General features: G+C 67.6%; 19 protein-coding genes. 11 read left to right on the top strand and 8 right to left on the bottom strand.

Features of this window, described 5'->3' with window-relative positions:
• Positions 1 to 6: 6 nt before the first annotated feature.
• The 4 genes from kduD to ACSHZY_RS01860 form a co-directional block, all read right to left on the bottom strand.
• Positions 7 to 759: a 2-dehydro-3-deoxy-D-gluconate 5-dehydrogenase KduD gene (gene kduD, locus ACSHZY_RS01875; RefSeq protein ID WP_435164587.1), complete on the bottom strand. Its 753-nt coding sequence runs from the start codon at positions 757 to 759 to the stop codon at positions 7 to 9.
• Positions 756 to 1,505: a GntR family transcriptional regulator gene (locus ACSHZY_RS01870; RefSeq protein WP_435164584.1), complete on the bottom strand. Its 750-nt coding sequence runs from the start codon at positions 1,503 to 1,505 to the stop codon at positions 756 to 758. Before ACSHZY_RS01870 ends, kduD begins: the two co-directional genes overlap by 4 nt.
• A gap of 76 nt (positions 1,506 to 1,581) precedes the next feature.
• Entirely contained in the window at positions 1,582 to 3,207 is a 1,626-nt protein-coding gene (locus ACSHZY_RS01865; protein WP_435164581.1) for a GMC family oxidoreductase, read from the bottom strand.
• A 6-nt stretch (positions 3,208 to 3,213) separates the two neighbouring features.
• Positions 3,214 to 3,930, bottom strand: coding sequence for an FCD domain-containing protein (locus ACSHZY_RS01860; RefSeq protein ID WP_435164578.1), 717 nt, complete (start codon positions 3,928 to 3,930; stop codon positions 3,214 to 3,216).
• A gap of 149 nt (positions 3,931 to 4,079) precedes the next feature.
• Here ACSHZY_RS01860 and ACSHZY_RS01855 point away from each other — a divergent pair, with 149 nt between their 5' ends.
• From ACSHZY_RS01855 to ACSHZY_RS01820, 8 genes are all read left to right on the top strand, one after another.
• Entirely contained in the window at positions 4,080 to 4,793 is a 714-nt protein-coding gene (locus ACSHZY_RS01855; RefSeq protein ID WP_435164576.1) for an aldehyde dehydrogenase family protein, read from the top strand.
• Between the two features lie 114 nt (positions 4,794 to 4,907).
• On the top strand, positions 4,908 to 5,885 hold the full coding sequence (locus ACSHZY_RS01850) for an ABC transporter substrate-binding protein (RefSeq protein ID WP_435164574.1): 978 nt from the start codon (positions 4,908 to 4,910) through the stop codon (positions 5,883 to 5,885).
• Between the two features lie 60 nt (positions 5,886 to 5,945).
• Positions 5,946 to 7,460, top strand: a complete 1,515-nt coding sequence (locus tag ACSHZY_RS01845; RefSeq protein ID WP_435164572.1) for a sugar ABC transporter ATP-binding protein — start codon at positions 5,946 to 5,948, stop codon at positions 7,458 to 7,460.
• Positions 7,460 to 8,410, top strand: coding sequence for an ABC transporter permease (locus ACSHZY_RS01840; protein WP_435164569.1), 951 nt, complete (start codon positions 7,460 to 7,462; stop codon positions 8,408 to 8,410). Before ACSHZY_RS01845 ends, ACSHZY_RS01840 begins: the two co-directional genes overlap by 1 nt.
• Positions 8,410 to 9,396, top strand: coding sequence for an ABC transporter permease (locus ACSHZY_RS01835; RefSeq protein WP_435164566.1), 987 nt, complete (start codon positions 8,410 to 8,412; stop codon positions 9,394 to 9,396). The genes ACSHZY_RS01840 and ACSHZY_RS01835 overlap by 1 nt, the downstream gene beginning before the upstream one ends.
• A gap of 8 nt (positions 9,397 to 9,404) precedes the next feature.
• Positions 9,405 to 10,496, top strand: a complete 1,092-nt coding sequence (locus tag ACSHZY_RS01830) for a mandelate racemase/muconate lactonizing enzyme family protein (RefSeq protein ID WP_435164563.1) — start codon at positions 9,405 to 9,407, stop codon at positions 10,494 to 10,496.
• Between the two features lie 177 nt (positions 10,497 to 10,673).
• Positions 10,674 to 12,098 carry a M20 family metallopeptidase gene (locus ACSHZY_RS01825; protein WP_435164561.1) on the top strand — a complete coding sequence of 475 codons (1,425 nt, stop codon included), beginning with the start codon at positions 10,674 to 10,676 and terminating at the stop codon, positions 12,096 to 12,098.
• Between the two features lie 30 nt (positions 12,099 to 12,128).
• Positions 12,129 to 13,661: an AbgT family transporter gene (locus ACSHZY_RS01820; RefSeq protein WP_435164558.1), complete on the top strand. Its 1,533-nt coding sequence runs from the start codon at positions 12,129 to 12,131 to the stop codon at positions 13,659 to 13,661.
• Between the two features lie 42 nt (positions 13,662 to 13,703).
• Here ACSHZY_RS01820 and chrA read toward each other — a convergent pair whose 3' ends face one another.
• Complete coding sequence (gene chrA / locus ACSHZY_RS01815) at positions 13,704 to 14,891, bottom strand: chromate efflux transporter (protein WP_435164555.1); 1,188 nt, start codon at positions 14,889 to 14,891, stop codon at positions 13,704 to 13,706.
• A 165-nt stretch (positions 14,892 to 15,056) separates the two neighbouring features.
• On the opposite strand from chrA, the gene ACSHZY_RS01810 reads away from it, so the two are divergent.
• Positions 15,057 to 17,330, top strand: coding sequence for a hypothetical protein (locus ACSHZY_RS01810; protein WP_435164553.1), 2,274 nt, complete (start codon positions 15,057 to 15,059; stop codon positions 17,328 to 17,330).
• A gap of 81 nt (positions 17,331 to 17,411) precedes the next feature.
• Here ACSHZY_RS01810 and ACSHZY_RS01805 read toward each other — a convergent pair whose 3' ends face one another.
• Positions 17,412 to 18,524 (bottom strand): 5-methyltetrahydropteroyltriglutamate--homocysteine S-methyltransferase, encoded by a 1,113-nt coding sequence (locus ACSHZY_RS01805; RefSeq protein WP_435164550.1) that lies wholly within the window; start codon positions 18,522 to 18,524, stop codon positions 17,412 to 17,414.
• 195 nt (positions 18,525 to 18,719) lie between these two features.
• On the opposite strand from ACSHZY_RS01805, the gene serB reads away from it, so the two are divergent.
• Positions 18,720 to 19,604 (top strand): phosphoserine phosphatase SerB, encoded by an 885-nt coding sequence (gene serB, locus ACSHZY_RS01800; protein ID WP_435164547.1) that lies wholly within the window; start codon positions 18,720 to 18,722, stop codon positions 19,602 to 19,604.
• On the opposite strand, the gene ACSHZY_RS01795 is transcribed toward serB, so the two are convergent.
• Positions 19,589 to 20,983, bottom strand: coding sequence for a mannose-1-phosphate guanylyltransferase/mannose-6-phosphate isomerase (locus ACSHZY_RS01795; RefSeq protein WP_435164545.1), 1,395 nt, complete (start codon positions 20,981 to 20,983; stop codon positions 19,589 to 19,591). The two genes, serB and ACSHZY_RS01795, sit on opposite strands and share 16 nt — an antisense overlap.
• Before the next feature lie 85 nt (positions 20,984 to 21,068).
• Here ACSHZY_RS01795 and ACSHZY_RS01790 point away from each other — a divergent pair, with 85 nt between their 5' ends.
• Positions 21,069 to 21,557, top strand: coding sequence for an acyl-CoA thioesterase (locus ACSHZY_RS01790; RefSeq protein WP_435164542.1), 489 nt, complete (start codon positions 21,069 to 21,071; stop codon positions 21,555 to 21,557).
• On the opposite strand, the gene zapE is transcribed toward ACSHZY_RS01790, so the two are convergent.
• The gene (zapE, locus tag ACSHZY_RS01785) at positions 21,548 to 22,633 is read right to left on the bottom strand and encodes a cell division protein ZapE (RefSeq protein ID WP_435164539.1); all 1,086 of its coding nucleotides are present in this window, start codon (positions 22,631 to 22,633) and stop codon (positions 21,548 to 21,550) included. The genes ACSHZY_RS01790 and zapE overlap by 10 nt on opposite strands.
• Position 22,634: the final 1 nt, after the last annotated feature.

Raw genomic sequence — 22,634 nt, 5'->3', positions numbered from 1 at the left:
TTGCGGTCACCGGGCGAGCCATCCTCCGTCGACCGGCAGGGTGATCCCGTTCACGTAGTCGGACGCGGAGGATGCAAGAAACACCGCCGCCCCGCCCATGTCCGACGGCCGTCCCCAGCGCCCCGCCGGAATGCGGCCCAGGATGTCCGCGCTGCGCTTTGGATCCTCGCGCAGGGCCGTCGTGTTGTTCGTCTCGATATAGCCGGGGGCGATGGCGTTCACGTTCACGCCCTTGGCCGCCCATTCGTTGGCGAGGATCTTCGTCAGTCCCGCCACGCCGCTTTTCGCCGCCGTGTAGGACGACACGCGGATGCCGCCCTGAAAGGACAGAAGCGAGGCGACGTTGATGATCTTGCCCGATCCCTGTCCGATCATCGCGCGGCCCGCCGCCTGAGACAGGAAGAACAGGGACTTGAGGTTGGTGTCCATCACCGCGTCCCAGTCGGCTTCGGTGAAGTCCACGGCGTCGGCGCGGCGGATGATGCCCGCATTGTTCACGAGGATGTCGATGCAGCCCATGGTCGACACCACCTCCTCCACGATGCCGGCGGCGGGCGCGGCGGTGGACAGGTCGGTGCGGATGTCATGGTGGCGCGTGCCTTCGGGCAGCATCGCGCGCGTCTCGTCGGTCGGGGACCGGCCCACCGTCACCACGTCGGCGCCCGCCTGGGCCAGCGCCACGGCGATGCCTTGTCCGATGCCGGTGTTCGCCCCCGTGACCACGGCCACGCGGCCCGAAAGATTGAAAAGATCCGTCACGCCTGTTCCTCCCAGTCGTCCAAGAAATAGTCGGGGTGGGCGCTGCCGGCGGTGTCGAGCTCGGTCAGCATCTGCCCGATGTGCAGGTTCATGGCCTGCGCCGTCGCCGCGCCGTCGCGGGCGGCCAGCCCGTCGCGGATGGTGCCATGTTCGCGCACCACGCGGGCCAGCCGCCCCGCCTGTGGCAGGGTCGTCAGCCGGTAGCGGTCGATCTGCGCGCGCACCGTGTCCACCGTCGCCATGATGGTGCGGCGGCCCGACAGCTCTCCGATGATGCGGTGGAACTCGGTGTCGGTGCGGTGGAAGGCGTCGGTGTCGCCATCGCGCCGCGCCGCGTCCAGCGCCGCAAGATTGGCGTCCAGGCGGGCCAGGACGGCGTCGTCCACCCGCGCCGCCGCTTCCTCGGCCATGACGAGTTCCAGCGCCCGGCGGATCATGATGCTTTCATGAAGAACGCGCAGCGGGATGCGGGCCACGAAGGTCCCCACCTGCGGGTAGATGACGACCAGCCCTTCATCCGCCAGCCGCAGAAGCGCTTCGCGCAGCGGGGTCCGGCTGACGCCGAAATGCTCCAGCAACTCACGCTCGGGCAGGGGGTCGTTGGGCTTGCGGCGGAAGGCCACGATGTCGTCGTGAAGCTCGCGGTGGATCAGGCTGGCGGTGCGCGGCTGCTCGGCCCGCGACCGCGCCGCCGCGGTCATGGCACCGACACGCCTTGGTCGCCGCTGACGCGCTTCCTGTTCCATCCCGCCGCCTCCTGATTCTTCGACAATACTAGTATGTTTGTAAGAAGCGGAGGAAGCGTTTTGTTGAAGCGCCCGTTCAGGCAGGGTTCAGGATGAACTCGGCGCAGCGGTCGCCCAGCATCATGGCGGGCGCATTGGTGTTTCCGGCGTTGATGTCAGGCACCGCCGACATGTCGGCGACCCGAAGCCCCTGGATCCCGCGCACCCGCATGCGTGCGTCCAGCACCGCCATCGGGTCGCCATCCGCCCCCATCCGCGCGGTGGAGGCGGGGTGGTAGTTCGTCTTGACGAAGCGGCGGCAGTGATCCGCCAGCGCCGCGTCGTCCAGTTGTTCGGGATCGGGCACGGCCAGCCGCTTGATCCGCTCGGCCAGCGGGGAGGTTTGGAACGCCCGCAGGAAATAGCGCTGGCCCGCGATCATCGTCGCCATGTCGTCGGGGTGCTTCAGCATGTTGGGGCTGACCAACGGCTTGTCGGCGGGATTGGCGGATCGCAGCCGCACCTCGCCCCGCGACTTGGGCTTCACCACGACGGTGGTCACGGTCAGCCCGTGCGTGTTTTCCACCAAGGACAGCGTGTCGCGGTCCAGATAAACGATCGGCACGCAGAACGCCTGGATCGTCGGTTCGGCGGCGGGATCGACGGGGTTGACGAAGGCCCCGGCCTCCACACCCGCCGACAGGATGCGGCCCGTGCCGAACAGCCGGAACTGAAGGCCGTTCATCACCATCCGCCAGCCATTGCCCTGCCCGAAATAGCCGTAGGGGCCGTTGGCGGTCGCGATGATCGGCACCTCCGGATGGTCGATCAGGTTCTGGCCCACGCCGGGCAGGTCGGCCCGAACCTCGATCCCGTGAGCGCGCAGATGATCCGCCGGACCGATCCCCGACAGCATCAGAAGCTTCGGCGTGATCAGTGCGCCGGCGGTCACCACCACCTCGCCCTGCGCGTGGCTGCGGTGTTCGATGCCGGCCTTGTCGCGCCAGATCACGCCGACCGCGCGTCCGTTCTCGATCAGGATACGCTCCACCCGTGCCTCCAGCCGCACACACAGGCGCGGATCACCGTCCAGCGGCGCGAGGAAGGCATAGGCGGCGGAGGACCGGCGCCCATGCCGGTTCATGAACTGGTAGAAGCCGACCCCGTTCTGCGACGCGCCGTTGAAGTCCGGGTTGAACGGCTGGCCCATGGCCTGCACCGCCTGCACGAACCAGCGCGACATCTGGTCGATATGGCCAGGGTCGGACACCTGCATCTTGCCGCCGACGCCGTGCAGGTCGTTGAACAGGCGGTTGTTGTCCTCCATCCCGCGGAAGTGCTTCAGCACCGCGGTCCACGACCAGTCCGCGCCGTCGTTGTTGCCCCGAAGCTGCGCGTCCCATGCGTCGTAATCCGACGGCCGCCCCCGCATGTAGACCTGCGCGTTGACCGAGGATCCGCCCCCCAGCACGTTCGCCTGCGGGATGTCATGGGCCCGCCCGTTCAGGTGCGGCTGCGGTTCCGTGGTGTGGTAGTGCATGAACTTGGAGCCGTTGATCATCCGGAAGATCCCCGGCGGCATGTCCAGAAGCGGGTGCCGGTGGGAATGCCCGCCTTCGAGCAGCAGCACGCGGCCGCCGCCGTTTTCCACAAGGCGCGCCGCCGCCACGCAGCCCGACGATCCGCCGCCCACGACGATATGGTCGAAATCCTCGCGTGCCATGGGTCCTCATTCCTCGGTGAAGGTGCCGCGGACATATTCCCACGCGGCGTGCAGATGAGAGGTCAGCGCCGCCTCGGCCCCATCCGGATCACGGTCGCGGATCGCGACAAAGATGTCGGAATGGCGCAGGAAGTTGACGCGATTGCGTTCCGGCGAGCGGGGCATCTTCACCCAGTGCGGCGCCAGCCAGCCCGTGAAGGCCTTGTGGATCGCCGGAAAGATCGGGTTCCTGGAAATGTCATAAAGCACGGCGTGGAACGCGACGTCGGTGCTGTAGAACTGGTGGCTGTCGGGGATCGCCGCCTCGTTCGCGGCGAGGGCCAAACGAAGCGCTTCCAGATCGTCCTTGCGCGCAGTCAGCGCCGCCTGGCGCACCAGCGCCGCTTCCAGGAAGATGCGCGTGTCGTAAAGGTTCTTCACCCCGCCGCTGTTGGCCAGAAGATGCCCGACCACACCGTTCGCGGCGGCCAGCGCCGCATCCACGCCCGGCCGCCGCACCACGGGGCGAAAGCGCGGCCGGTTTTCCACCAGCCCCCGGCTGGCCAGCGTCGCCACCGCCTCGCGCACCACGGTGCGGCTGACGCCGAACGTCTCGATCAGGTCACGTTCGGGGGGCAGGGGGGCGCCGTCTGCAATGTCGCCCGACACAATCCGCGCCTCCAGTCCGTGAACAACGGCGTCCGAGGCGCGCGTGCGGTTGTTGGTGGAAGAGGCGGTGGTCATCGGCTGGTCCTTGTTGTTTGGTATGATCATATTGGCTTCGGACAGGGCTTCAAGGGGTTTATTTATCTGTATAGTGGAACAAATTTGTTGATGAACGCGAGAATTGCCCGCTAATCTAGCAAACATGGTCATACCAAAGGCGGCGATTCGTGCTGAACGTGTTAAACCAGTTGCTGACGGACCACCGACCGGCGACGGCATGTATGTTCGTCGAGGGCCGCTGGATCCGTGACGCGGCCGATTGGCACGAGGTCGAAAATCCCGCCGATGAGGCCCTGATCGCCCGCACACCCGCCGGGGGTGCGAACGTGGCCGAGGTGGCGCTTGACGCCGCGCGGCGCGCGCAGCCCGCCTGGGCCGCACGTCCGGCGGTCGAGCGGGGGCGGGCCGTGGCCGCCTTGGCCGATCAGGTGCGGCAGCATGCCGACCTTCTGGCCCACATCGTGGTGGCCGAACAGGGCAAGCCCCTGGATCAGGCACGGGGAGAGACTGGGGGGACCGAAAACTTCCTGCGCTTATCCGCCGAACAGGCGCGGCGGATCGAGGGGAAAATCCTCCCCTCGGACGCACCGGATGAGGAAATCCAGATCCGCCGTCTGCCCCATGGCGTGGTTCTGGGGCCGACAGCCTGGAACTACCCCTCTGCGCTGGCGGGGCGCAAGATCGGGCCAGCCTTGGTGGCCCGCAACAGCTTCATCCTGAGGGCGCATGACTTCACGCCGCTGTCGGGGTTGGCGGCCTTCGCCGAAACGGCGGGCATCCCGCCGGGCGTGCTGAGATCTACTGCAACCGCGTCAACGGCGAACGGGTGCAAGGCTTCCATTCCGGATGGCGCTGTCCGGGCTTGGCGGGGAGGACGGTAAACACGGGTTCGACGGGTATCTGCGCAAGAAGACGATGTACGTCAACTGGGCCTGAGGAGGGCCCATCATCATCGTGCGGCCGGAGGGGGCCGCACCCTTTGGGAGGAGGAAGACATGCAACGACGCATCCTGCTTGGTGCCGCGGCCGTGGCCGCGACGCTGTCGATGACGGGTCTGGCGATGGCGCAGGGCCTGCCGCCGCTGGAACAGCAAGACCGTTACAAGGTCGGGTTCGCCCAGACCGAAAGCAACAACCCCTGGCGCATCGCCCAGACGAAAAGCTTCGAGGACGCCGCCGCGGGCTGCAACTGGGATCTGGTCGTGACCGACGCCGGTGGTTCGGCCGCCAAGCAGGTGGCCGACGTGGACAGCATGATCGCGCAGGGCATCGACGTGCTGTTCCTTCCCCCGCGTGAGGAAAGCCCCCTGATCCCGGCCGTGATGCGCGCCAAGGCGCAGGGCATTCCGACCTTCCTCGTGGACCGGTCGGTCGACAAGTCGGTGGCCGTGGCCGGGCGGGATTACGTCAGCTTCCTCGGGTCCGATTTCGTGGAACAGGGCGGGCGCGCGGCCGACTGGCTGACCGCCAACTTCAAGGGCGACAAGGGGGTGATCATCGAACTGGAAGGCACCACCGGATCCTCCCCCGCCAACGACCGCAAGAAGGGCTTTGACGACAAGATCGCGGCCGACGACCGTTTCGAGATCGTGGAAAGCCGTTCGGGCGACTTTGCGCGCGACGCAGGGCGCAAGGTGATGGAAACGCTGCTGCAATCCCATCCCGACGTGAACATCGTCTACGCCCACAACGACGAGATGGCGATCGGCGCGATCCAGGCGCTGGAAGCCGCCGGCCGCAAGCCCGGCGAGGATGTCACGGTCGTGTCCATCGACGGCACCCGCGACGCGCTTCAGGCGATCATCGACGGCAAGATGGGCGTCACGGTGGAAAGCTCTCCGTTCTTTGGCCCGCTGGCCTGCGACACGATGAAGCGCTACGCCGCAGGCGAGACGATCGAGCCGTGGATCCGCGTGGAGGACCGCATCTTCACGTCCGAAAACGCCGCCGAGCATATCGGCGAAGCCTACTGACCCTTGGTCTTGGAGCTGCGGGTTTCCGCGGCCCCTTTCTTTTCAGGATGTGGCGCAGGCATGACGGAACCGCTTCTTCAGATGACCGGCATCACCAAGGCCTTCGGCGGTGTGCCGGCGCTGTCCGACGGGCAACTGACGATCGGCGCGGGCGAGGTCCACTCGATCGTCGGGCAGAACGGGGCGGGCAAGTCCACCCTGATCAAGATCCTCACCGGGGTGTACCGGCGCGACGGCGGCACCATCCGCTGGCAGGGGCGGGAGGTGGACCTGCGCTCCCCCCGCGACGCGCAGGAGGCCGGGATTGCCACCATCTACCAGGAACTGACGCTGGTGCCGCAGCGCACCGTGATCGAGAACATCGTGCTGGGCTATGAGCCCCGCACCCGCTTTGGCATGATCGACTGGAAGGCGGCCGAAGCCCGCACGCGCGAGGTTCTGTCGCGTTTGGGCATCGACATCGACCCGCACCGCCCCCTGGGCAGCTATCCCACCGCCATCCAGCAGCTTGTGGCGATCGGCCGGGCCGCCTCGATGGACGTACGCCTGCTGATCATGGACGAACCCACGTCGTCCTTGGACGAGCGGGAGGTCGAGGTGCTGTTTGGCGTGATCCGGCAGCTGCGCGCCCAGGGCACGGCGGTGCTTTACGTCAGCCACTTCCTTGAGGAGCTGTTCGCGATCTGCGACGGCGTGACCATCCTGCGCGACGGGCGCACCACGGGCACGACACGGATCGCGGACACGACGAAGCTCGACCTCATCGCCGGAATGCTGGGCCGCAGCGCCGAGGACATCCGCGCCGCGGGCCGGACCGATCTGGTCCTCGACACCGATCCGGACGGGGACGTCGTGCTGGACACGCGCGGCCTTGCGTCGGACCGGCGGCTGCGGAGCCTGGATCTGACGGTGCGGTCGGGGCAGATCGTGGGGCTGGCCGGCCTTCTGGGGTCGGGCCGGACCGAGGCGGCGCGCGCGATCTTCGGCATGGACCGGCAAACGGAGGGGGAGGTCCGCATGGACGGCCAACCCTGCCGCTTGTCCTGCCCGCGCGACGCCATCGGCGCCGGCATCGCCTTCCTGACCGAGGATCGCAAGACCGAAGGCATCATCCCCGACCTGTCCGTGCGCGAAAACCTGACGCTCGCTTTGCTGCCCCGCCTGTCCCGCATGGGCGTGGTGGACGAAAACCGCGAACGCCGCATCGTGACCGACTTCGTGAAGGCGCTGGGCATCAAGACGGCGGACATGGACCAGCCCATCCGCGAACTGTCGGGCGGCAACCAGCAGAAGGTCCTTTTGGGCCGGTGGCTGGCGGTCGAGCCCCGCCTCCTGATCCTGGACGAACCGACGCGCGGCGTGGATGTCGGCGCCAAGCGCGAGATCCAGGCGATCATCCGCGACCGCGTGGCCAAGGGCTGCGCCGTGCTCCTCATCTCCTCGGAGTTCGAGGAGCTGATCGAGGGAGCGAACGAGATCGTCGTCATGCAGGACGGCCGCAGCACGCGCCGCCTGGTCAACCCGGGCGTGACCGAAAACAGCCTGATCAACGCCATTGCGGCGGGGGCGTCCTGATGCGCCGGGGGCTGAACACCCGGCTGATCGGCCTGATCGTCGCGCTGGCGGTGCTTCTGGTGCTGAACGTGGCGATCACGCCGAACTTCCTGAACCTGCAAACGCTGGCCGTGAACGCAAGCCAAGTGTCGACCATCGCCATCGTCGCGCTGGGCATGACGCTGGTGATCGCCTCGGGCGGGATCGACCTGTCGGTGGGCGCGGTCATGGCCGTTGCAGGGGCGCTGGCCCCGATCCTGTTCCTGTCGGATTGGGGCGTGGCCCATCCGGGGGTGGGGTTGGCGGCGGCCATCGTGCTGCCGCTGTGCGCCGCGGCGCTGTGCGGGCTGTTCAACGGAACGCTCATCAGCCTTGTCGGCGTGCAGCCGATCATCGCGACGCTGATCTTCTTCATCTCGGGGCGCGGGATCGCGCAGGTGATGACCAACGGCAACCTTCAGACCTTCAACAACCCCTCCTTCGCGTGGCTGGGAACGGGCCGCGTGCTGGGGCTGCCGGTGCAGGGCTGGATCGCCCTTGCGCTGGTGCTGATCATCGCGTGGACCGTCCGGCGCACCGTCTATGGTCGCTACCTTCTGGCCATCGGCGGGAACGAACGGGCGGCGCTCCTGGCGGGCGTGCCGGTGACGCGCGTGAAGATGGTGACCTACGTGATCTCGGCCACGCTGGCGGGGCTGGCGGGGCTGATGGTCGTGGCCATCAATTCGGCCGCCGACGCCGCGCGGATCGGGCAGCTGATGGAACTGGACGCCATCGCGGCCTCGGTCGTGGGCGGGGCCGCGCTGTCGGGCGGGCGGGCGCCGATCCTTGGCACCCTTCTGGGCGCGGTGTTCATCCAGCTGATGCACTACACGCTGGTCGCCAATGGCGTCCCGGACGAGGCGACGCTGATCGTGACCGCCGGCATCATCATCGTCGCGGTCTGGCTGCAACGGGAACGGAGGGTGTGATGACCTTTGGCATGACCGGAACCCCCCTGCGCCGTCTGGGCGGTGGCGCGCATCTGGCGGTGTGGGTGGCGCTGGCTGCGCTGCTCCTGTTCGGGGTGCTGCGCTACGACAACTTCGCCTCGGCCTACAACCTGTCCTCGTTCCTTGGCTACAACTCCATGTTCATCCTGATTTCGGTCGGGATGTGCCTTGTGATCATGACGGGCGGGATCGACCTGTCGGTGGGGGCGGTGGCCGCCTTGTCCAGCGTGGTGGCGGCCTTCCTGTCGCCGCAGGGGCTGGTGGTGGCGCTGCCCGGCGGGCTGGCCACCGGCCTTGCGATCGGTGCGCTGAACGCCCTCCTGATCACGGGGCTGCGCCTGCCGCCCTTCATGGCGACCATCGCAACCATGCTGGCGGCCAAGGGCGTGGCACTGTGGCTGTCGGACAATCGCGCGGTCCCCGTCAGCTGGTCGTCGGACTTCACGAAGCTGGGCATGAACAAGGTGGTAGGCCTTCTGCCCTGGACGATCCTTCTGGCCCTTGCCGTCGTGATCGCCGCCTGGATCGTGCTGGAGCGGACATCGCTGGGCCGCACGATCCTGGCCATCGGCGGCAACGCGGAAGCGGCCCACCTGATGGGCCTGAAGACCCGCCGGGCCGAGGTCTTCGCCTATGTGTTTTCCGGTGCCTGCGCGGGTCTGGCAGGGGTCTTCCTTGCCTCAGGCTATGGCGCGGGGCAGCCGCTGGAAGGGGCGGGCTGGGAACTGGCGGCCATCGCCGCCGTGGTGGTGGGCGGCACGCTTCTGACGGGGGGCATGGGATCGATCCCGGCCACCGTGGCGGGGGCGCTTCTGTTCGGCCTCGTCCTCAACCTTCTGAACTTCGAAAACGGGCGCGGCACGTTCAGCCTGTCGGCCCATTGGCAATCCGTCATCCGTGGCGCGTTTCTTTTGATCGTCATCCTTCTTCAGGCACGGCTGTCGCGCCCTGCCACCAGGACCTGAGGTGTTTCATGCCCCGCATCACCGACCTGCAATGCCGCCTGTTCCGCGTGCCCCTGGACGAGGTGATGGCCGACGCCAAACACGGTGAGCATACGCATTTCGAACTGGTCACCGTGACCCTGACGGCCGAGGACGGGGAAACGGGCACCGGCTATACCTATACCGGCGGGAAGGGGGGGCACGCGATCCGGGCCATGGTGAACCACGACCTGCGCCCCCTTGTCCTTGGGCGGGACGCGGCCGACATCGACGGCGTTTACGACGCGATGCAATGGGGGGTGCATTACGTGGCGCGGGGCGGGATCGCGTCCTTCGCCATCTCGGCCATCGACATCGCGTTGTGGGACCTGAAGGGGCGGCACGAGGATCGGCCGCTGTGGCGCATGGCCGGGGGCGCGTCGAACCGCAGCCGCGCCTATCGCGGGGCCATCGACCTGAACTTCCCCTTGGAAAAGCTGCTGGCCAACGTGCAGGGTTTTCTGGACGAAGGCTATCGCGCGGTGAAAATCAAGGTTGGTCAGCCGGACATGCGCGACGACTTCGCCCGAGCCGAGGCGGTGCGTGATCTGCTGGGCCCCGACCGCGCCTTCATGGTCGACGCCAATTACGGGTGGAGCGTCGAGGAGGCGATCCACGCCGCCCGCGGCTTCGCCCCCCTGAACCTGACCTGGTTCGAGGAGCCGATCGTCCCCGACGACTACCAAGGCTACGCCCGCATCTTCGAGGCCACCGGCATCCCGCTGGCGATGGGGGAGAACCTGCACACGATCCACGAATTCGAATACGCCGTGGCGCAATCGCGCTGCGCCTATCTTCAGCCCGACGCCTCCAACTGCGGGGGCATCACCGGCTGGCTGCGCGCTGCCCGACTGTGCGCGGCCCACGGCATCCCCGTCTGTTCCCACGGAATGCAGGAGCTGCATGTCAGCCTTGTGGGCGCGCAACCCAATGCGGGGTGGGTGGAGGTGCATTCCTTCCCGATCGACCGCTACACGACCCGTCCGCTTGTGCTGGATGGATTGCACTGCGTCGCCCCGGATGTTGCGGGAACCGGGGTGCAGTTCGATTGGCCCCGCCTTGCGCCCTTCGCCGTTCCGTAAGGCCCGCCGCCTGTGATTTAATTCATTGCTTATCAGTTGGGCAGTACGATTAAATCGAAGGCATCAGCCCTGGGGGGCCTGTGGAGCTTTGGCCAGCGGGGCGGTTGATGCGGGCCGTCCCTTGCATCAGGAACGGTTCCTTGCAGTGTCCCCCTCACGTAACGGAAGGACACGGCCATGATGAAGAACGAAGCGGAAATCTGGACTTTGGTGGAGGCGAACGCCGCCCGCATGATCCAACTCAGCGACGATGTCTGGGCCGTGCCCGAAACCTGCTACACCGAAACGAAGTCGGTGGCCCTGCATCAGCAAGCCCTTGAGGATGCAGGATTCCGCGTCCGCGCGGGGGTGGCCGACATTCCCACGGCGGTGATCGGCGAAGCGGGCGAGGGCGGTCCCGTCATCGCCATCCTGGGGGAATACGATGCCCTGCCGGGGCTGAGCCAGCAGGCCGGTCTGGCCGAGCATTCGGAGGTGGAGCCCGACGGTCACGGCCATGGCTGCGGCCACAACCTGCTGGGCGCGGGGGCATTGCTGGCGGCGGCCGCGGTCAAGGACTGGCTGGCACAGACCGGCGCGCCGGGTCGCGTCCGCTACTATGGCTGCCCTGCGGAAGAAGGCGGCGGCGCCAAGGCGTTCATGGTCAAGGCAGGCCTGTTCGACGACGTGGACATCGCGATCACCTGGCACCCCGAAAGCCTGACGGACGTGCAGGGGGGCGGGTCGCTGGCCAACACGCGCATCGACTTCGCCTTCCACGGCCGCGCGTCGCACGCCGCCTCCGCCCCGCATCTGGGCCGTTCGGCGCTGGACGCGGTGGAACTGACCAATGTGGGCGTGAACTACATGCGCGAACACATGCCGTCAGACGCGCGGGTGCATTACGCCATGATCAACGGCGGCGGCATCGCACCCAACGTAGTGCAGCCCTATGCCCGCGTCCGCTATTCCGTGCGTGCGCCGCAACTGCCCGACATGGTCAAGCTGGTGGACCGCGTCCGCAAGGTGGCCGAAGGCGCCGCGCTGATGACCGAAACACGGGTGGAGCCGGAGGTGCTGAGCGCCGTGTCCAACCTGATCGCCAACGCCCCGCTGATGGAGGCGATGGAAGCGGAACTGCAACGCCTGGGCCCGGTCCCCTTCGACGAATCCGACCGCGCCTTTGCCGAGGAGATCCGCGCCACCCTGTCCGAGGAAGAGAAGCGCGACGTCTTCGCCCGCTTCAACGCCCCGGTGCAGGAGGACAGGATCCTGTGCGACTTCCTGCTGCCGGCCGGCAACCCCAAGCCACCGATCAGCGGGTCCACCGACGTGTCCGACGTGTCGTGGGTGGTGCCGCTGGTGCAGGCCATGGTCGCGACGGCCGCCATCGGCACCCCGCTGCATTCCTGGCAGATGGTCGCGCAAGGCAAGGCGCCCGCCGCGCACAAGGGCATGACGCACGCCGCCAAGATCATGGCGGGCACGGCGGTCGCCGCCCTGTCGGACCCGACGCTGATCGAGCGGGCCAAGGCCGATCTGGCGCGGCGCGTGGGGCCGAAAGGCTACACCAGCCCGCTGCCGGACGGAACGAAGCCGCCGATCGCGCTCATGTCGCTTTGATCTGACCCCTTGCCAAGAAGGACACCGAACATGAGCGCGTCGCTGCATGCCCCGCCCCCCCCGCCCGGCCGGGGGGACCGTTTTCTGAACGCCATCGAACGGATGGGAAACAAGCTTCCCGACCCGTTCATCATCTTCGTCGTGCTGGCCGTTCTGGTCGCGGCGCTGTCGGCGCTGGGGGCCAGCCTTGGCGCCAGCGTGGTTCTTCCCGCCTCGGGCGAGGAGGTGGCCGTGCGCAGCCTCCTGTCCGCCGAGGGGCTTCTCTACATCCTCAGCTCGCTCATCGACAACTTCGTGGGCTTCAAGCCGCTGGGTCTCGTGCTGACGGTGATGCTGGGCATCGGTCTGGCCGAACGGGTGGGGCTGCTGACCGCGCTGATCCGGCGGATCATGATGGCGGCACCCGCGCGTCTGGCCACCCTGATCACCTGCTTTGCCGCCATCTGCATGAGCATCGCCTCCGACGCGTCGATCATTCTGCTGCCCCCGCTGGCCGCGCTGATCTTCCGCGAGATTGGCCGCCATCCCGCCGTGGGCTTCGTCGCGGGCTTTGCCTGTTCCGGCGCGGGTTTCACCGCCAACCTGCTGATCCAGGGCACGGACGTGCTTCTGGCCGGCATCAGCACCGAGGCCGCGTCGATCATCGACCCGACCGCCGTGGTGACGCCGGTGGCCAACTGGTACTTCAACATCGTATCGGTCTTCGTGCTGACGCTGGCCGGCGCCTTCATCACCGACCGGATCATCGCGCCAAAGTTCGCGGGCCGCGAATCCGAGGTGGAGATCGAGGTGGCGCCCGAGGCCGAGAATTCCGGCCGTGGCCTGCGGAACGCGGGGATCGCGGCGCTGGTCTTCCTGGCGCTGCTGATCACTGCCATCGCCTGGCCCGGATCGGCGCTGCGCAACCCGGCGGGCGGGCTGGTTCCGTCGCCCTTCCTGTCGGGCATCGTGCCGATCATCTTCGCCTTCTTCGTGACCGTGGCGCTGGCCTACGGGATCACGGTGGGCGCGATCCGCAGCACCAAGGACGTGGTGGACCGCATGACCGCCTCCATCGCGGACATGGCGCCCTACATCGTGCTGGTCTTTGCGGCGGCGCAATTCATCGCGTATTTCAACTGGTCGAACCTTGGCACGTGGCTTGCGATCAACGGGGCCGAACTGCTGGTGCACATCAACTTCACCGGCTTCCCGCTGCTTCTGGCCTATTCCTGCCTGAGCGCCGTGCTGGAGTTCTTCATCACCTCCGGTTCGGCGAAGTGGGCGCTGGAGGCGCCGATCTTCGTGCCGCTGCTGATGCAGCTGGGCTATGATCCGGGGTTCATCCAGCTGCCCTATCGCGTGGCGGACAGCGCCTTCAACATCCTGGCGCCGACGAACCCCTACGTGTTCGTGGCCTTGGGCTTCCTGCGCCGCTACAAGCCCGAGGCGGGGCTGGGCACGCTGATCGCCCTGATGCTGCCCTATGCCTTCATCTTCTTCGGGTTGTGGCAGGTGATGATCGCGATCTTCTACTTCCTGAACCTGCCGGTCGGTCCGGGCGTCCTGCCCATGGCGGGCTGACCCCATCACGAACGCGGAAAGGCGCCCTTCGGGGCGCCTTTTTCATGCCACCAGCGCAAGCCCCACACCCGCCATCGCGCCCAGCGCCACGACGGCCCAGGGCGGCACCTTCCACAGTGTCAGCGCGACCAGCCCGACCAGCGCCAGCGCGAAATCCGTCCGGCCGGTGATGCCGGTGGTGAAGACGGGATCGTACAGCGCCGATGCCAGCACCCCCACCACCGCCGCGTTGGCCCCGGCGACGGCGGAATGCGTCCATACGGCGCGCCGCAGCCACGTCCAGCCGGGAAGGGCCGCGATCAGGATCAGGAAGCCGGGCAGGAACAGCGCCAACAGCGCCAGCAGCGCGCCCGGAACGCCGGCCATCGCCGCGCCCAGCCAGGCGGCAAAGCTGAAAAGCGGCCCCGGCACGGCCTGCGCCAGCCCGTAGCCCGACAGGAACACATCCTCGGTGACCCGGCCCGTCGCCACCACCTCGGCCTGCAGAAGCGGCAACACCACATGCCCGCCGCCAAAGACCAGGGATCCCGCGCGATAGAAGCTGTCGATCATCGCGAAGGCGGCACCTTGTCCGTGCAGCGCGGGAAGCAGAACCAGCAGCAGAACGAAGATCGCCAGTGCCCCCAGCCCCGCCGCCCGCGTGACGGGGAAGGCAAGGGCTGGCCCCGCCGCACTTGCGCCGGGCACCCGCCACAGGCCCAGCGCCATGCCCATTCCGATCGCGCCCAGCATGGCGGCCGGGCCCGAGATCACGGCCAGAAGCACCACGGCCGCCACGGCGATGGCCGCCCGGTCCCGATCCGGGCACAGAGACCGCGCCATGCCCCAGACGGCCTGCGCCACGATGGCCACGGACACGATCTTCAACCCGTGGACCAGCCCGGCCGCCGCCACCCCGTCCACGGCCGCAGCCGTCAGGGCCAGCGCCACCAGAACCAACGCCGAGGGGAGGGTGAAGGCCGCAAACGCTGCCAGCGCACCGCCCCAGCCCGCGCGCCCCAGCCCGAGCGCAAAGCCGACCTGGCTGGAGGTGGGGCCCGGCAGGAACTGGCACAGCGCCACCAGTTCGGCATAGGCGCCCTCGTCCAGCCAGCGGCGGCGGATCACCAGCTCGTCCCGGAAGTATCCCAGATGCGCGACCGGCCCCCCGAACGAGGTCAGGCCCAGCTTCAGGAAGGCCCCGAAGACCTCGGCCACGGAGCCCGGGGCGCGTTTGGTTTGCGGTGTCATGCACGTCTCCCCCAGATGCCGGGTGGCCGACCGAAGGTATCCGGCACCCTGTGCCACTTCGGCAAGCCTGCGCGTTGCCGCATCCTGCGGCGCGCCCTTGTCACATCCGTGTGACCTTGCGGCCCTACAGGAAGGCGTTCCCCTGCCAGCAAGGATCCTGTTCCGGTGCCTCTTCCCCTGTTGCCTTCGCGGCTTGCGAGCCTGACCTTCACCCTTCTTTGCGCCACGGCGCTGTCCGGCGCGGCCTTTGCCCAGTCGGCCTGCGAATCCTCGGCCAGCGGCGTGACCTGCTCCGGTTCCGGCACCGGTCTCGTGGACAAGGACCTGGACGACGCAACGCTGATCATCCAGTCCGGCGCACAGGTGGAGGCGGCGGAGGCGCAGGCGTTCCGCTTTGGGGACGGTGGCACGCTGTCGAATGCGGGCACGGTGCGGTCGGCCTTCGATCACGCGATCCAGGGGGGTGACGACGCCACGGTCACCAACACCGGCACGATCGAAAGCACGGGCAAGGACGGGATCAACCTGAACGCCGGCGCAGTGGTCGACAACTCGGGCGTCATCACCGCCACTGATGACGGCATCCAGACCGAGGGCCTGTCGCGTGTCATCAACAGCGGTGCGATCACGGGGGGTGCCGCAGGCATCAAGATCGAGGGCGACGATTCCAGCGTAACCAACATGGAGGGGGGAACCCTCACCGCGGGCGAGGATGGCATCCGCATCGAAGGTCTGCGCGGGCAGGCCACCAATGCCGGCAGCATCACCTCGGGCGAGGATGGCATCAAGATCGACGATGACGAGGGCATCGCGGAAAACACCGGCACCATCACGGCCGGACGTTTTGATGCGTCGGGCGCGGTGCTGGTCGAAGGGGACGGCATCCAGACGGAGAACAACAGCTTCGTCGGGAACAGCGGGACGATCCGCGCCAGCAAGGACGGCATCAACGTGGGCGACAACAGCGCGGTCGCCAACTACGGCACGGTCACGGGCGCCGATGACGGGATCCAGATCGGGGCTGGAAGCGAGTTCTTCAACGATGATCCGGGGGTGGTCGTGGCGGTGGGTGAAGGCGTCAATGCCAACGAGGATGACACCACCGTCTACAATCACGGCACGATCCAGGCCGGGGATGACGGGATCAACGCCGGCCGGAACGCGACCATCGTGAACGCGGGCACCATCCTGTCCAACGGGGGCGAACAGGACGGCATCGACCTCGATTCCGGAACGGTGCGGAACACGGGCACGATCCTGGCGCTGGGCAGCCAGGACGGCATCGACTTCGATCCCAGCACCGACGCGTCGACCGTGACCAACAGCGGGCGGATCGAAGGGGCGATCGGGATCAACACCGATCCGGCCGACACCGGCGCGCAGACGGTGATCAACACGGGCACGATCACCGGACGCGACGGCACGGCCGTCAACCTTGGCGCGGGGGAGGATCGGCTGGTCCTGAACGACGGCTCCCAGATCGACGGCGCGATCGAGATGGGCGAGGGCGCCGACACGCTGGAGGTGAATTACGTCGCCTTTGAGCGTCTGGAGTTCGGATCGGAGATCGAGACGGTCACGACGGCGGGCACCGCCATCGTCGGCGCCTCGGCCATCGTCCTGCTGGAGGATGACGCCCTGCGCGCCGAAGATCGAGACACGCAGACGCTGTCCTACGGCCTGTCGCGTCAGGTTCTGGCCGCCCCGATGGGCGAGGGCCTGTGGACCGCCGGGCGCGGGCAGGACGGCGATCATGACGGCTCGCTGGCGCTGGGTGTCGTGGGCTATGACCTGCCGTTGGGCGGCGGCACCGCGGGCGCCTTTGTCAGCCTGTCGAAAAGCGGCGACGTGACGGCAAAGGTGGCGGGCCTGCGCCTTGGCCTGACGAACGACCGCCTGACCGCCACGGCCATGGCCTTCGCGGGCCGGACCGAGGGCGAGGACATCGCCGGAACCGCAGGCGCGGACGGCGACGTCGCGGGCGTCGCGGGCCGCGTGACGATGCGGCTGCGCACGCCGCAGGCCGGGGGCGTCGGCTTCGATCTGGCGGCCGAGGGCGGGTGGAGCCGCAACGCGCTGGACGGCTACGACCTGACGCGTCTGGACACGCGGGTGGAGGGTCGCGATGTCGACAGCCACTACATCCGTGCGGAAGCGGGTCTTCCCGTGGCACTGGGCGGCGCGGACGCCTTGCGCGGCTATGCCGCCGTCACGCGAATGGACGGCAGCGCCGATGACATCACCGCCCGCTTCGACGGGCAGGCGGTCACGATCGGCGGCGCGGGTATGGACCGGACCGTCTACGGACTGGGCGCAAGCTGGTCGCGGCACTTCGGCGGCGACGCTGTTCTGGACGCGCAGGTGGAGGCGAGCTTTGGCGACGACACCGATGGCGACATCGCCCTTGGCGTGTCGTTCCGGATGCCGCTGGGCCGCTGAGGCGCGAACGAAAGGGCCTCCGGGATCACCGGGGGCCCGTGTCGCGTCAAGAACGGGGCGGAGGTGCCGCCCCGACAGGCCTCAGTTCTCGCCCCAGATCACCTGGGCGGTGTTCACCACCAGCTCCAGCTTGCGCTTCTGGTCGTCTTCGGTGATCGCGTTGCCATGTTCGGTGGAAGCGAAGCCGCATTGCGGGGCGATGCCCAGCTGGTCAAGGTCCACGTATCTCGACGCCTCGTCGAACTTCGCGCGCAGCCAGTCGGGGCTTTCCAGCTCGCCCGTCTTGGTGGTGATGAAACCGGCCATGACGCGCTTGTGGCCCTTGGGCAGCAGCCTCAGCGGCTCCAGCCCTCCGGCGCGTTCCGTGTCGTATTCCATGAAGTACACGTCGACCGAGGTGCGGTTGAAGATGGCGTCCGCCGCGACGTCGTAGCCACCTTCCGCCACGTGCGAGGAGCGGAAGTTGCCACGGCACATGTGCATCCCGATGACCATGTCCTGCGGGCGGTCCTTGATCGATTCCTCCAGCATCCAGGCGTATTGATCGATCAGCCAGTCGGGATCCTGGCCCATGGCGCGGCGCTGTTCGCGTTGCTTCGGGTCGGCCAGATAGGCAAAGAAGATGTCGTCCAGTTGCAGATACCGGCAACCGGCATCGTAGTAGGCCTGCACGGCCTTCTTGTAGGTTTTGGCGATGTCGGCGAACAGCACCTCGGGGTCGTTGTACGGCGCGTGTTCGATGTTCTCCGGCTCCATCCGGAAATGGCAGGCCGAGGGGCCGGGGATGGAGATCTTGGGCACCTCTCCGGCCTGCACCAGACCTTTCACGAAGGTGAAATGCTCGATCATCGGGTGGTCGGCGGGGAAGTCCAGCGGGCCGGTCAGATGCGCCTCGATCGGCGGGGTCTTGTGTTCGGTCTTGAAGGGCAGGCTGCGGGTGGAGGGCTTCATGTCCAGCCCCGTCAGCATGCCCATGAAGTCGTAATGCCAGAAGGCGCGGCGCGCCTCGCCATCGGTGATGACCTTCATGCCGGCGTCGCGCTGCAGCTGCACCAGGTCGCGGATGCCCGCATCCTCGATCGGGCGCAGCTCGGCGGGGGCAAGATGCGCGGCGCGGGCCACGGCCACCGCGGCCGGGCGAAGGAGGGAGCCGACATGGTCGGCGCGGAAGGGTGCGGTGCGGGTGCTGGTCATGATCCTGGCCTCATCTCCGGCATGGCCGGGCTGTGTCATCGGTGGAAAAATCGCGGTTCGTCCTCGGGTTGTCAACATGACCCCGGGCGCGGAGTTCTCAAGATGATCATGAAGGAAACCGAACATCCGGGTGGCTGGCGAAGCGGCGGGAATGGTTGTAATCCTGCCCAAACGCCTTTCTGGATCGGAGCGATCATGCATGTTGTCACCCTCCTGACCCGCCCGGACACGCCCCGGCTGACCACCGCGCTGGCCGAAGGGGTGCGCCGCACCTGGGGCGGTGACGCCCTGCGCTGGCTGGAGCCGGAGGTCGCGGCGGAATTTGCGGTGGCCGCCGTTCCGGACGACCGCTGGGACATGTGGGAAGCGCTTCAGGCGCAGGGCATCGACATGGCCGTGGTGCCGCAGGCGGGCCGGCGCAAGCGCCTGCTGCTGGCCGACATGGACTCCACGATGATCCAGCAGGAATGCATCGATGAACTGGCCGACATGGCCGGCGTGGGGGCCTTCGTGTCGGCCATCACCGCCCGCGCCATGAACGGAGAGCTGGATTTCGAGGCCGCCCTTCGCGAACGCGTGGCGCTGCTGAAGGATCTGCCGGTGTCGATCATCGACCAGGTGATCGCCGAACGGATCACCTTCATGCCTGGTGGCGCGACGCTGATCGCCACGATGAAGGCGCAGGGCGGCCGGGCGGTGCTGGTGTCGGGCGGGTTCGTCGATTTCACGGCGCGCGTGGCCAAGGTTCTGGGCTTTGACGAAAACCGCGCCAACATCCTGCTGGCCGAGGGTGGCAAGCTGACCGGCAAGGTCGCCGAACCCATCCTTGGCCGCGAAGCGAAGGTGACGGCGCTGGAGGAGGTGACCCGCCAGATGGGCATCACCGCCGCGGACGTGATCGCCGTGGGCGACGGGGCCAACGATCTGGGCATGCTGGGCCGCGCGGGCATGGGCGTGGCGCTGCACGCCAAGCCCGCCGTGGCCGCGCAATGCGAGCTGCGGGTGAATCACGGCGACCTGACGGCGCTTCTGTTCCTGCAGGGATACGCGCGCGAGGACTTCGTTCAGGCCCGCGCGTAGGAGTCGGCGTATCGGGTGATGTCGTCCTCGGCAAGATAGCTGCCGGTCTGAACCTCGATCAAAACCATCGGTACCTTGCCGGGGTTTTCCAGCCGGTGCACCGCGCCCAAGGGGACGTAGATGGACTGATTCTCGGTCACCAGCCGCTCGGCCCCGTCGATGGTCACGCGGGCGGTGCCGGACACCACGATCCAGTGTTCCGACCGGTGCACATGGCTTTGCAACGACAGCGCGGCGCCCGGATGCACGGTGATGCGCTTCACCTGAAACCGATCGGCCAAGGCCAGCGTTTCGAACCAGCCCCAGGGGCGGTGCGCGCGGGGGAAGGTATCGGCCTGCGTGGCGTTGCGGGCGCGCAGGGCGGTCACGGCCAGACGCGCCTCTTGCGCGCGGTGGCGGTCCATCACCAGCACGGCGTCGGGCATGGCCACGGCCACGATGTCGCGCAAACCGATGCCCACGATCTCCTGCCCCGGCGATTCCGACCGCAAAAGGCTGTCCTGGCAATCGATGGCGGTCGCCGCCCCATGCCGGGCCACGCCCTGCGCGCAGCGGGGGCTGCCCTGCCACACCGCGTCCCAGCCGCCCATGTCGGACCATGCGCCGGCAAAGGGTACCACGGTCAGGTTCTCCGCCCGCTCCATGACGGCATAGTCGATGGACAGGTCTGGAAGCCCGGCCCAGGCCTCCGCGTCCAGCCGCAGGAAGCCAAGGTCGGGGCGGGCCGCCTTCATTGCCGTCCGGACGAGGGTCAGGATGTCCGGGCAATGGCGGTCGGCGGTGGCGATCAGGGTGTCGGCGCGGCACAGGAACAGGCCCGCGTTCCACAGGAAACGGCCGTCCTGCAGCATCGCCTGCGCTTCCGGCAGCGCCGGCTTTTCCACGAACCGCTTCAAGGGGGACACGCCCGGCCTCTCCGCCTCCAGCCAGCCGAAGCCGGTTTCAGCGCGGTCGGGCGTGATGCCGAAGGTCACGATCCGGCCCTGCCGTGCCGCGTCCACTCCCTGCGCGATGGCGCCGTGAAACGCCTCCACATCCGGCAGGGCATGGTCCGAAGGGGACACCAGCAGCAGCGCCTCGGGCGGAAGGTGAAGGGCTGCGGCAAGGATGGCGGCGCAGGTGTTGCGCGCCTGCGGTTCGATCAGGATGGCGCCGGGATCGACCCCCACGGCCGCCAGCTGTTCGGTCACGATGAACCGGAAGTCCGACGCGGTGACGATCACCGGCGGCGCGAAGCCCGGCCCCGTCAGGCGCAGGGCGGCCTGCTGGAACAGGCTGTCCGGGCCCAGAAGCGGCGCGAACTGCTTGGGATAGCTGCGGCGCGACAATGGCCATAGACGCGTGCCCGACCCACCGCATAAAAGAACCGGAGTGATCACGCCCAACCCTCGACCTTGCTTAACCAACCCTTTCCATGGATCGCTTTACAAAGGGTTAACGACACCTTCCCAGCCCGGAGCCAGCATGCCTGCCACCCACAGCCACCACCTGAACATGACCGAGCTGATGACCCCCGACATGGCGAATTTCAGCGGCAAGGTGCACGGGGGGGAATTGCTGAAGCTTCTGGACCGCGTCGCCTTCTCGCTCGCCTCGCGCTATTCGAAGCATTACACGGTCACGCTGTCGGTGGATCAGGTGATCTTCAAGCAGCCGATCAACGTGGGAGAGCTGGTGACCTGCCTTGCCTCCGTGAACTACACCGGCCGCACCTCGATGGAGATCGGCATCCGGGTGGAGGCGGAGAACATCCGCACCGGCGAACGGCGCCACACCAATTCGTGCTATTTCACGATGGTGGCCGTGGGGGATGACGGGCGTCCCGTGGGCGTGCCGCAGCTGGAACCCACGAACGAGGCCGAACGCCAGCGCCACCGCGCGGCCGAGTTGCGCCGCACCCTGCGCCGCGAACATGCGGAACGCATGCGCGCGGCGGCCAAGGATCAGGCCTGACCCCAGCTCGCGTCCTGCATTTCCCGCAGGCGGGAAGCGGTGCGCTCGAACTCGAACGCGCCTTCGCCTTCTTCGTACAGCTTTTCCGGTTCGTCCGCGGCACTGGCGATCAGGCGCACCTTCGCCTCGTACAGCGCGTCGATCAGCGTGACGAGGCGCTTGGCCTCGTTGTTGCGGGCGCGGGACAGGCGGGGGATGTCTTCCAGGATCAGGACGCGCACGGCTTCGGCCAAAGCCAGATAATCAGCCGGCCCATGCGGCTTGACGCACAGGTCTTTGAACGTCGCCCAAGCCACACCATTGGCAAAGCGCGGCACCGACACCGTGCGCCCGTTGACGGTCAGGACCAGCGGTTCGCCCTTGGCGTCGCCCGTCAGGTGATCCCAAATCTCCTCCAGATGGGGCTTCGCGCCTTCGGCCGGGTGGAAATAGACGGGCTGGCCCGTCAGCCGGTGCTGGCGGTAATCATGCTCGCTGTCCAGCCCATGCACCACGAGCCGTTCCTTCAACAGGTCGATGAAGGGCAGGAACAGCTGCCGGTTCAGCCCGTTCTTGTACAGGTCGTCCGGCACGCGGTTGGAGGTGGTGACGATGGTCACCCCCCCTTCGAACAGCTTCTGGAACAGCCGGCCCACGATCATCGCGTCGGTGATGTCGGTGATCTGCATCTCGTCAAAGGCCAGAAGCCTCAGCTTCGAGGCGATGTCGGCGGCCACCGGGGCGATGGCATCGTCCACGCCCTTCTTGCGCGCCTCGTGCATTCCGTGATGGATTTCCTGCATGAAGGCGTGGAAGTGCACGCGGCGCTTGGCCGGGATGTCGACCGCGTCGATGAACATGTCCATCAGCATCGACTTGCCGCGCCCGACCCCGCCCCAAAGATACAACCCGCGGATCTGCGGGGTTCCCGTCTTCGTGAATCGCGCGAAGAAGCCGCGTTTCGCCGGGGGCGGGGGGGCCGCCTCCAGCGCCGTCTTGATGCGTTGCAGTTCCGGCAGCACGGCGCGCTGCGCGTCATCCGGTTTCAGCAGACCGGCGGCCACCCGCTGGTCGTAAAGCTCAGCGAGTGTCGGCACG

Source organism: Falsirhodobacter sp. 1013 (assembly GCF_051195255.1).
In the GTDB taxonomy this organism is placed as follows: domain Bacteria; phylum Pseudomonadota; class Alphaproteobacteria; order Rhodobacterales; family Rhodobacteraceae; genus Falsirhodobacter.
This window is presented reverse-complemented; position numbering and strand designations above follow the sequence as displayed.